Source organism: Kitasatospora sp. NPDC048722 (assembly GCF_040650235.1).
Lineage (GTDB): Bacteria > Actinomycetota > Actinomycetes > Streptomycetales > Streptomycetaceae > Kitasatospora.
In genome coordinates this window covers 1-1,017 of the sequence record NZ_JBEZGX010000198.1, presented here as the reverse complement: position 1 = coordinate 1,017, position 1,017 = coordinate 1, and the positions used below count along the sequence as shown (strand labels likewise).

Sequence of the window (1,017 nt, the reverse complement as noted above, 5' to 3'; positions counted from 1 at the left end):
GGCAGCTGAGCCGGCTCTTCGGCACTCCGTCACACCCGTCTTATCGGCTCCACTACGACGGGGTGTGGCCGTGCATGACCCGCTCCTCGATGAGAACGTGAAGGGCGCGTAGGTGCGGTGTCTCGTGGGCTACCGCCATCGACCGCGCGTCCTGCCATGAGCATCTCCGGCCGTCCACGGTGACCGAGTCCGCAGTGAGGGTGAAGCTGCCGTAGGTCACCGACTCGCCCCGCTCCAGGCGGGCACGGGCACGCGGGACTTCGTATGCGGCGATCAGGTCGGCAAGGCAGTCGACATGGCCTCCACGCCCATTCAAGGTAAGGAGTTTCTCGCCATCAAGGGTGCGCAGATCGAGCAGGGAAATGGAGACGTTACGTCCTGAGCTGCCGATGGAGCGGGTCATCGCGTACTCGAAAGGGAGTACCGCGTGCCAGGGGTGGGCATCGCAGCCCTGTGTTGACACGATGACCATGCCCCGCTCGTACCCGTAGACGGTGGGCGCGTTGGCCATGGCGCGTCTGTGTCGTTTCTCCTGGAGGAACAGGGCGGCTCCCAGCGCCACGGCGACAAGCAGCAGTACGGCACCTACCACCCGCCCGCCGGCCCCGCTCCCGGGCGCAGGCTCGCGCAGGACAAGCGCGAACCCGCCGACCATGGGCACAAGGAGCAACGGCAGCCCCACCCACCAAGGTGCCTTCTTGGGCGGCATCTTGTGCCCAGTGACGTAAGCGCCAAAGTCCTCAGCTTCGGCCATTCCACGCGCCTGCGGCAGTTCCTCCACCAACTCGCTCGCCCCGGCCGGCCCACTCGTCGTCATGTGCTCTCCTCCCCCATGTTCCTGCAAGCAGGAGGATAGGCCGGGGCCGCCGATTGGGAAAGATCACCACAAAACCGGAGGTTGCTGTACTGGTCAAACTGGCGCGGACACCACCAGGTCACCGCCCGTCGCAGCCACTACCGACGACGACTCGACAGTCCTTCAACCGGATAGATCACGAAGTCATACTGGAGTACTAG

The 1,017-nt window shown here is 65.2% G+C and carries 1 protein-coding gene; it reads right to left on the bottom strand.

Annotation, left to right across the window (positions count from 1 at the left end):
• Positions 1-52 precede the first annotated feature (52 nt).
• Entirely contained in the window at positions 53-817 is a 765-nt protein-coding gene (locus tag AB0C76_RS41545; RefSeq protein ID WP_359976030.1) for a hypothetical protein, read from the bottom strand.
• Positions 818-1,017: the final 200 nt, after the last annotated feature.

Excerpts from the sequence above, each read along its gene's own strand:
- AB0C76_RS41545 (WP_359976030.1), bottom strand. The coding sequence starts at position 817 with ATGACGACGAGTGGGCCGGCCGGGGCGAGCGAGTTGGTGGAGGAACTG.